This is a genomic window from Neisseria sp. P0001.S005, from assembly GCF_051963715.1.
Genome location: NZ_JBQCTZ010000702.1, coordinates 1 through 395, shown reverse-complemented (window position 1 = coordinate 395; position 395 = coordinate 1). Strand labels below are relative to the sequence as shown.

Here is a 395-nt window from a genome sequence, read left to right as displayed (position 1 = left end):
TTAGAACGGGCAATCAGGGTCAAATCCGGCGGAGGCGCACCCAACCATTTGGAGGCATCTTTCGGATCCATTGCCGCTACCATGACATCACCAACGTTGTCTGTTGTGAACATCAGGTTTTTCTTGATTTCATCTTCAGTCAAACCGATGTCTTTCAGACGGTTGAAGCGCATACCGCTTGCAGAGTGGCAAGACAAACAGTAGTTTGTAAAGATTTGCGCACCGTGCTGCAGGCTGACTTGGTCACGCAGATCGATATCGACTTTTTCGTAGTGTCCGCCGCCGCTGGCGACGGCTGCACTCATAGGCACTGCCAGCAATAAGGCAGCAAACCAGTTTTTCAGAGTTTGTTTCATTTTCGCTGCCCTCATCAGATATTGGTTGCAAACAAGTAA

General features: G+C 49.1%; 1 protein-coding gene. It reads right to left on the bottom strand.

The window, feature by feature from the left end; genetic code table 11:
- The coding region (locus ACTHSP_RS22460; protein WP_440347065.1) for a cytochrome c1 at window positions 1-356 on the bottom strand (356 nt) is incomplete at its 3' end.
- Between the last annotated feature and the right edge of the window lie 39 nt (window positions 357-395).